Source organism: Herbaspirillum lusitanum P6-12, from assembly GCF_000256565.1.
Taxonomy (GTDB): Bacteria; Pseudomonadota; Gammaproteobacteria; order Burkholderiales; family Burkholderiaceae_D; genus Herbaspirillum; species Herbaspirillum lusitanum.
This window is the reverse complement of sequence record NZ_AJHH01000190.1, coordinates 1-8,214: the sequence shown is the minus strand read 5'-3', so window position 1 is coordinate 8,214 and position 8,214 is coordinate 1. Positions and strand designations below refer to the sequence as shown.

The following is an 8,214-nucleotide window of genomic DNA, read 5'->3' as shown; positions in this document are numbered from 1 at the left end:
GTTTTATGGGCAGACGCTGCCAGCGCCTGCAATATTGCTTTTTTACCATCGGAACTTGTGCGTCTTTTTTTATTATCGATAGCGCAGAAAATTATACCGGCAATCTCTGGCGCCCCCGCCATTTCCAGGATGCGCGGCACGTCCAGGCGACAAAACTTTGGTAAATTTCCAACAGGCATCACCGAGAACCGGCAATGGCATTGCGCCGGACGGATGTTCAGGACAGATTCAGGGAGGAAATTGCCGACGGCGCTTTTTTCACTTTTTTATTTCTGCGCCGCCGAAAACCACCTCGAACGAGGCTACAAGAAATTACGCCGCATCCGGTTGCGCCGAAGGTTGCGCCATCTGAAATGCCTTCAGCGCGTTGCAATTTTCCTCAATCGCAACCAGCGTCGGATAAAGCGTCATGTCGACATTGAATCGCCGGGCATTGAAGATCTGCGGGACCAGACAGCAATCGGCCATGGTCGGCGACTCGCCGAAACAGAAACGGCCGCGCCGCGGACTGGCCGCCAACTGCTTCTCCAGCGCGCCGAAGCCGAGCGCGATCCAATGCTGGATCCACTGTTGCTTGACCTCGTCACTCACGCCCAGCTCCTGCTTGAGCATGCGCAGCACGCGCAGATTGTTGAGCGGATGGATGTCGCAGGCGATCACTCGCCGAAACAGAAACGGCCGCGCCGCGGACTGGCCGCCAACTGCTTCTCCAGCGCGCCGAAGCCGAGCGCGATCCAATGCTGGATCCACTGTTGCTTGACCTCGTCACTCACGCCCAGCTCCTGCTTGAGCATGCGCAGCACGCGCAGATTGTTGAGCGGATGGATGTCGCAGGCGCCAGCGAAATCTCGCGCACGTGGGCGCGGTCCAGCAAACCCGGCGGCAGCAGCGCCGGCGTCGGGAAGCGTTCTTCCAGATATTCCAGGATCGCCAGCGACTGCGTGATGTGGCGCCCTTCTTCCTCCATCACCGGCACCAGCGACTGAGGATTCAAGGCGCTGAATGCCGGCGCATATTGCTCGCCGCCGTTGTTGAGAAGATGCACCGGCACGGTGTCGTAGGACTGGCCTTTGAGATGCAGGGCGATCCGCACGCGGTACGATGCCGAGCTGCGGAAATAGCTGTAGAGATGTATCGTCATGGTCGCCGTCTCCTGATGTTAAATCGCGCGCGCCGGCAGCACGGTGCCCGCGACCTCGCCGAAGCCGATGCGCGGCAGGCCTTCGCGGCCGGCCCAGCCGCGCATGACGACGGTATCGCCGTCTTCGATGAAGATGCGCGTTTCGCCGTTGTCCAGGCTGATCGACTGCTTGCCGCCGGCAGTCAGCTCCAGCAGCGAGCCGGCCGATTCCGGCGTCGGTCCCGACAGCGTGCCCGAACCGAGCAGGTCGCCCGCGCGCAGGTTGCAGCCGCCGACGGTGTGGTGCGCCACCAGTTGCGACACGGTCCAGTAGGCATCGCGGAAATTGCCCAGCGACAGACGTTGCGGCGCAGTGCCGGCGTCGCGCATGGCCTTGGTTTGCAACAGCACTTCCAGCTGGATGTCGAAGGCGCCGTGCTCGCGCAAGTCCGGTGCATCGAGATAAGCCAGCGGCTGCGGATCGGCGGCGTCGCGCGTCCACGCGGCGCGATACGGCGCCAGCGCTTCCAGCGTGACGATCCACGGCGAAATCGTCGAGGCGAAATTCTTCGCCAGGAAAGGACCGAGCGGCTGGTATTCCCACGCCTGCACGTCGCGCGCCGACCAGTCGTTCAACAAGCACAGGCCGAACACGTGCGACTCGGCGGCGCCGATGCCGATGGCGTCGCCGATGGCGTTGCCATGGCCCATGAAGACGCCGACTTCCATTTCATAGTCGAGACGCTTGCAGGCGCCGAACACCGGCGTGTCGGACGTCGGCGGCTTGAGCTGGCCGAGCGGACGGCGGAACTGCTGGCCCGACACCGCGATCGAGGACGAGCGGCCGTGATAGCCGATCGGCACCCATTTGTAATTCGGCAGCAGCGGATTGTCGGGACGGAACAGCTTGCCGATCGCGGTGGCATGATGGATCGAGGTATAGAAATCGGTGTAGTCGCCGATCTGCGCCGGCAAGGCATGTTCGGCTTGCGTCTGCGGCACCAACGCCGCTTCCAGTTGCGACTGATGCACCGAAGCTTCGCGCAGCAGCGTCGACAGGGCCAGGCGCAGGGCCGACCATGCTGCGGCATCGAGCTCCATCAGCGGATTCAGGTTGCTCCCTGCGGTGGCAGCAACGATGGCCTTGTGCACGGTCTCGCCGAAGCCGGCGAAGGCCCCGCTTTCGAACGCCGCACGCAGGTCGAGGATGCTGTCGCCGATGGCCACGCCGGCACGAAACACTTCCTCGCTTCCCCGGCCCTTCCTGCGGAACACGCCGTACGGCAAATTCTGGATCGGAAAATCATTGCCGGCGGCATTGGCCGAGACGACCCAGCTGCGCAGGCCGGCGTCGTGGGTTTCATTCAGGGTGATGCTCATTGTTGCTCCGGACGATGTTGTGGATTGAAGTGCTTGTTGATATCCATCCAGCACTGGTAATAGTTCTTTTGCAGCGTCGGCGAACTCAGCGCGTGGCGCGTCGGCTTGATGATGTTGCGCGTCTCGAACATGAAGGCCATGGTGTCGCCGACCTTGTCCGGCTTGCTGGTGTCGCTGCGAATGGCCTTCTCGAACGTGGCGCCGTCGGGGCCGTGGCCGGTCATGCAATTGTGCAGGCTGGCGCCGCCGGGACGGAAGCCTTCGGCCTTGGCATCGTACACGCCGTGGATCAGGCCCATGAATTCGCTCGCCACGTTGCGATGGAACCACGGCGGACGGAAGGTGTTTTCCGCCGCCAGCCAGCGCGGCGGGAAGATCACGAAGTCCAGCGTATCCACGCCCGGCGTGTCGCTCTGCGCCTGCAACACGAGGAAGATCGACGGATCCGGATGGTCGTAGCTGATGGAGCCGATGGTGTTGAAACGGCGCAGGTCGTATTTGTACGGCGCGTAGTTGCCGTGCCACGCCACCACGTCCAGCGGCGAATGGCCGATCTTCGCCTGCCACAGGTTGCCGCCGAATTTGGCGATCAGCCTGAAGTCGCCTTCGCGGTCTTCGTACCAGGCATGCGGCGTCAAAAAGTCGCGCGGATTTGCCAGGCCGTTGGAGCCGAGCGGGCCGAGATCGGGCAAGCGCAGCAGCGCGCCGAAATTTTCGCAAACGTAACCCTGCGCGGAACCGTCGGGCAGCTTGACCTGGAAACGCACGCCGCGCGGAATCACCGCGATTTCCTGCGGCTCGATGTCGATGGCGCCCAGTTCGGTCAGCAGTTGCAGGCGACCGGCTTGCGGCACGATCAGCAATTCGCCGTCGGCGGAATAAAAATAGCTGTCGGTCATCGACTGGTTGGCCGCGTACAAATGAATCGCACAGCCGGTCTGCGCATCGGGCGAACCGTTGCCGGCCATGGTGATCAGGCCCGCCACAAAATCGGTGGGCGCGTCCGGCATGGCATGCGGATCCCAGCGGTACTGGTTGGGCGGCGTCTCGGCGTCGTCGAAGCGATCGATCAGGCCGTTGCTCATGCGCTCGAACGGCGCATGCATCGCCGCCGGACGAATCCGGTACAGCCACGAACGACGGTTGTGGCCGCGCGGCGCGGTGAAGGCGGTGCCGGACAACTGCTCGGCATACAGGCCGTAGGCGACTTGCTGAGGAGAGTTCTGGTTGGCAGGCAATGCGCCGGGCAGCGCCTCGGTCGCGAATTCATTACCAAAGCCAGACTGGTAACCCACCGTGTTGATCGCAGCCTTGGCGATGAAAGATTCTGCACGCGTATTCATGATGCGTCCTTCTCAAAAAACTGATTCCTGAACTATTGCGGGCGATACCAATGCAGGCGCGCCACCATCAGCGCCGACACGATCGCCGGCACAGCAGCGGCCATGAACAGCGAACCGTTGGCCCATTGCATGGCGATCAGCTGGCCGCCGATGACCGGCCCCAGCACCGAGCCGACGCGGCCGATGCCGAGCGCCCAGCCGATGCCGGTCGAGCGCAGCTGGGTCGGGTAAAAAGTACCGGCCAGCGCATTCACTGCAGGCTGCCCGCCCACCACGCAGAAGCCGGCCACCACCACGCAGATGAACAGCAGAACCGGCGTGGCGGCCACATGGCCGATCAGCGCGATGAAGACGCACGCCACCACGAAGCAGCTGCCCAGCACGCGGGTGAAACCGAAACGATTGATGAACCAGCCCAGCGTCAGCGTGCCGACGATGCCGCCGACTTGCAGCGACGTGCCGATCAGCACCGCGGCGCCGGTCGAATAGCCGGCATCCTTGATCAGCGTCGGCAACCAGTTGGACAGGAAATACAGGTTGATCAGGTTCATGAAGCTGATCAGCCACAGCAGCAGCGTGACGCCGGCGCGACCGTCGCGGAACAGCTCCGCTACCGGCATGCCGTCGTTGCGGGCTTCCTTGACGACCACGGTGCTGCTTTCAGTGACCTGCAAACCGGGTTGCACCTTGTTGAGCCAGCGCGCCACTTGTTTCATCGGACGCTTGCGCAGCACCAGGAACTGGATCGATTCCGGCAACCACAGCAGCATCGCCACGCCCAGCGCCGCCGGGATCAGGCCGCCGACCAGGAATACCGAACGCCAGCCGAACGCCGGGATCAGTGCCGCGCTGACGAAGCCGCCGACCGCTGCACCGACCGTAAAGCCGCACGACACCAGCATCATGCGCGTCACGCGCGAGCTGTTCGGGCTGAATTCGCCGACCAGCGCCATCGCATTGGGCATGATGCTGCCGAGGCCGAAGCCGGTGATGAAGCGCAGGATCAGCAATTCATCGATGGTCTGCACGCGCGTGGTCAGCAGCATGCAGACGGCGAAGAAGAAGGTGGAAATGATCAGCACCGGCCGGCGGCCGTACTTGTCGCCCACGGGCGTAAGCACCAGCGAACCGAGCAGCATGCCGAACAGGCCGGCACCGAATACCGGGCCCAGGCTGGCCTTGTTGACGTGCCAGTCGCCGATGATGGCGGGCGCGACGTAACCCATGGCCTGGATGTCGAACCCGTCGATGATCAGGCACAGGCCGCACAGCAGCAGCAGTCCGAATTGAAAGGGGCCGAACCGGCTCTGCTCGACGACCTGGTCGACATTGATGACGGCGGATTGCATCCTTGCTCCTCCTGAATGATTGTGGATGGTCGCGACTTGCCCGCATGACAATGTGCCGGGTGACGCCGCATTTTTTTATGAATGCTGCAATGATCCGGCTTTTACGATATAAATGGGTAAATGTAGTCCATTGATATTGTGAATAATAGTAAGAAGGACATCACGACCGCATGATCGAACCCAAAGATATCGACCTCAACCTGCTGGTGGTGTTTCAGGAAGTCTTCCAGGATCGCCAGATTTCCTCGGTGGCGCGGCGCCTGAACCTGTCGCAGCCGGCCGTCAGCAATGCGCTGGCGCGCCTGCGCCGCACCTTCGGCGACGAGTTGTTCGTACGCACCGCACAAGGCATGCAGCCGACGCCGTTCGCGCAGCAACTGGCGGACCCGGTGGCGGCGGCGCTGATGCATGTGTCGAAGGCGTTGAACCGGCAGGAAGCGTTTTCGGCGGCCGGCAGCGCGCGCCATTTCACGATCGCCATGACCGACGTCGGCGAGGTGTATTTCATGCCGCTGCTGATCGAGACCTGCGCCCGGCTCGCACCCGGCATCCAGATCAGCACGGTGCGCGCCGGCGCCATCGACCTCAAGAGCGAGATGGAATCCGGTCGCGTCGATCTCGCCATCGGCGCCTTCGACAACGTCTCGGGCGCGCTGTACCAGCGCCGGCTGTTTCGCCAGAACTATGTAAGCATGTTCCGCCAGGGTCATCCGCTGAGCGGCAAGACGGTGACGATGAAGGATTTCCTGGCGGCGCAGCATCTGGTGGTGTCCTCGCTGGAGAGTCCGTACGACCGCATCAACCAGAACCTGGAAAAGGCCGGCATCCGCACCAACGTCAATTTCCGCGTGCCGCATTTCACTGCCGTACCCTACATCGTCAGCACTACCGACCTGATCGTGACGGTGCCGCAGAAACTCGCCGAGAGCGCGGCGCAACCGTTCAACCTACAATACATTCGTCCGCCCTTGCGGCTGCCGTCGCTGCAGACCAATATCTTCTGGCACCGCCGCTTCAACCAGGACGAAGGCAACCAATGGCTGCGCGGATTCATTTCCGAGCACTTTGCAGAACAATAGAAAAACAGGATCCAGGAGGCGCGATGAAGCATTACCTGCACTACGACCGCGATCAGCTCGACCGCCAATACAATGTACGCGCCGGCATTCCGCGCTTTCAGGATATCTTCGACAGCTGGAATGAAACCGCGCGCGCGTATCGGCAGCAGCATGAAGTGCGCACCAACCTGCATTACGGCACGCATCGCCTGCAGGCGCTGGACTATTTCCCGGCGGCGCAGGCCGATGCGCCCTTGCTGGTGTTCATCCACGGCGGCTACTGGCGCTCGCTGGACAAAGACGACTTCAGCCACCTGGCCGGGCCTTGCCACGAGGCCGGCATCGCCGTGGCCATGATCAATTACCGGCTGGCTCCCGAGGTCGACATGTCCGAGATCGTCGGCGACGTGCGCCTGGCGGTCTCGTGGCTGTATCGACAGGCGGCGCAACTGGGCTTCAATGCCGACGACATCTATGTCGCCGGACACTCGGCAGGCGGCCATCTGGCGGCCATGGTGGCGGCGACCGAATGGCGCGATGCCGGATTACCGGACAATGTCGTGAAGGGATTGTGCGGCGTCAGCGGGCTCTATGACCTGGAGCCGATCCGACTGTGTTATCTGAATGAGGCGCTGCAACTGGATCAGCTCCAGGTACGGCAATTCAGTCCGTTGCATCATTTGCCGCGGCTGCCGATACCGGTGGTGCTAACCGCCGGCGGCGCCGAATCCACCGAATTCCATCGTCAGTTGGCGGCATATGGACTGGCCTTGCAGGCGGCCGGATTCCCGGTACGGCAAGTCAGGCTGGCCGACGGCCACCATCTGGATGTGATCAGTAAACTGGCCGACAAGGATAATGAACTGGCGCAAGCGTTGGTGGCGCTGATCCGCGCTTGAAGAGATTTCCTGGCAGATTATTGCTTGCTCTTACTGCTGCCCGAGTTCCCGATACAGCGCGTTGGCGCGCATCAGGTGACTGCGCATTGCCTCTGCCGCGGCATCGCCGTCATGGGCGGCGATGGCGTCGACGATACGCTGGTGTTCGGCCAGCGTGAGTTCTTCCGCACCCGGCGCCCGCACCAGCGTGAAATAAAACTCTCCGGCCCACTTGAACATCGATTCGACGATGGACGGAAAAAGAGGATTGCCGCTGATGTCGGCGATCTCGCGATGAAAGGCCATGTCGCGTTCGATGAACTCTTCCAGGTTGACCATGGACGCGCGGTGCTGCGCAATGCTCAGGCGCAGGCGTGCGATCTGTTCTTCCGTGGCGCGCTCGGCGGCCATGCGGGCGGTGCTGGTTTCGAGCAGGACGCGGGCTTCCTTGAGATGTCCCAGCATGGCGGGCTTGGTGCGCAGCAAATGCTGGGCGCCGATGGCGATCTGGGCGATCAGCCGGTCGGCGGTCGGATCGACGACACGCGCGCGCTCGCCGTGGGCGATCTCGACAAAGCCGGAGCGCTCCATCGCCTGCAGCGCTTCGCGCACCGCAGGGCGGCCGACGCCGTACTGCTCCATCAGTTCGCGTTCCGACGGCAGCTGCGACCCGGGCGGCAGTTCGCCGCTATGGATGCGCTCCATCAGGCGTTCCAGGACTTCCTGATATAACTTGCGTCGCTGTATGGTTTCCGGCATGGCTTGCGTCATTGCGTCAGCTTGAATAAGGCGTGAATGAAAATTGATATGGGACTTTAGCACATCAATTTTACTGCCCTCGCTCACGAATCAGGCCAGGATCACGCGGAAACCGGCGACGCACCTTCAAGCACATCGCCGAAAAAGCTGCGTGCGCCGACCTGCCCGCCCTTGAGAACCACTTCCAGCCCGTCGCGACGCGGATTATCCGACCAGGCGCGACACAAGGGTGCGCCCGGCGACATGGCGGCGCACACGCTGAGCGCGCTGATGTCGAGGGCGCCGGCCACCTCGCCTGAACTGTCCCCGCCGGCAATCGCCACCCTC

At 62.6% G+C, this 8,214-nt stretch carries 7 protein-coding genes and 2 pseudogenes; 2 read left to right on the top strand and 7 right to left on the bottom strand.

From position 1 onward, the window contains the following. Positions 1–312 precede the first annotated feature (312 nt). From HLUSI_RS27310 to HLUSI_RS0106540, 5 genes and pseudogenes are all read right to left on the bottom strand, one after another. Positions 313–657: pseudogene (locus HLUSI_RS27310) on the bottom strand (glutathione S-transferase C-terminal domain-containing protein); the annotation flags it as partial. Between the two features lie 2 nt (positions 658–659). Then, a pseudogene (gene maiA / locus HLUSI_RS27305) lies at positions 660–1,141 on the bottom strand (maleylacetoacetate isomerase); the annotation flags it as partial. 18 nt (positions 1,142–1,159) lie between these two features. Next, positions 1,160–2,500 (bottom strand): fumarylacetoacetase, encoded by a 1,341-nt coding sequence (gene fahA / locus HLUSI_RS0106550; RefSeq protein ID WP_016833228.1) that lies wholly within the window; start codon positions 2,498–2,500, stop codon positions 1,160–1,162. Continuing rightward, the gene (hmgA, locus tag HLUSI_RS0106545) at positions 2,497–3,843 is read right to left on the bottom strand and encodes a homogentisate 1,2-dioxygenase (protein WP_016833227.1); all 1,347 of its coding nucleotides are present in this window, start codon (positions 3,841–3,843) and stop codon (positions 2,497–2,499) included. The genes fahA and hmgA overlap by 4 nt, the downstream gene beginning before the upstream one ends. A gap of 32 nt (positions 3,844–3,875) precedes the next feature. After that, positions 3,876–5,192 (bottom strand): MFS transporter, encoded by a 1,317-nt coding sequence (locus tag HLUSI_RS0106540; protein WP_016833226.1) that lies wholly within the window; start codon positions 5,190–5,192, stop codon positions 3,876–3,878. A 170-nt stretch (positions 5,193–5,362) separates the two neighbouring features. Between HLUSI_RS0106540 and HLUSI_RS0106535 the strand changes: the two genes are divergently transcribed. Both HLUSI_RS0106535 and HLUSI_RS0106530 read left to right on the top strand, forming a co-directional pair. Next, positions 5,363–6,271: a LysR family transcriptional regulator gene (locus HLUSI_RS0106535; protein ID WP_016833225.1), complete on the top strand. Its 909-nt coding sequence runs from the start codon at positions 5,363–5,365 to the stop codon at positions 6,269–6,271. Positions 6,272–6,294: 23 nt separating this feature from the next. Next, a complete protein-coding gene (locus HLUSI_RS0106530; RefSeq protein WP_016833224.1) occupies positions 6,295–7,149 on the top strand; it encodes an alpha/beta hydrolase in 855 nt (284 codons plus the stop codon). Between the two features lie 30 nt (positions 7,150–7,179). Here the strand turns inward: HLUSI_RS0106530 and HLUSI_RS0106525 are convergent, their stop codons facing one another. Further along, the gene (locus tag HLUSI_RS0106525) at positions 7,180–7,887 is read right to left on the bottom strand and encodes a transcriptional regulator NanR (protein WP_029363207.1); all 708 of its coding nucleotides are present in this window, start codon (positions 7,885–7,887) and stop codon (positions 7,180–7,182) included. Between the two features lie 101 nt (positions 7,888–7,988). Continuing rightward, a partial coding sequence (locus HLUSI_RS27300) for a nucleotide-binding domain containing protein (RefSeq protein WP_040503227.1) occupies positions 7,989–8,214 on the bottom strand: 226 nt, incomplete at its 5' end.

Excerpts from the sequence above, each read along its gene's own strand:
- fahA (WP_016833228.1), bottom strand. The coding sequence starts at position 2,500 with ATGAGCATCACCCTGAATGAAACCCACGACGCCGGCCTGCGCAGCTGG.
- hmgA (WP_016833227.1), bottom strand. The coding sequence starts at position 3,843 with ATGAATACGCGTGCAGAATCTTTCATCGCCAAGGCTGCGATCAACACG.
- HLUSI_RS0106540 (WP_016833226.1), bottom strand. The coding sequence starts at position 5,192 with ATGCAATCCGCCGTCATCAATGTCGACCAGGTCGTCGAGCAGAGCCGG.
- HLUSI_RS0106535 (WP_016833225.1), top strand. The coding sequence starts at position 5,363 with ATGATCGAACCCAAAGATATCGACCTCAACCTGCTGGTGGTGTTTCAG.
- HLUSI_RS0106530 (WP_016833224.1), top strand. The coding sequence starts at position 6,295 with ATGAAGCATTACCTGCACTACGACCGCGATCAGCTCGACCGCCAATAC.
- HLUSI_RS0106525 (WP_029363207.1), bottom strand. The coding sequence starts at position 7,887 with ATGCCGGAAACCATACAGCGACGCAAGTTATATCAGGAAGTCCTGGAA.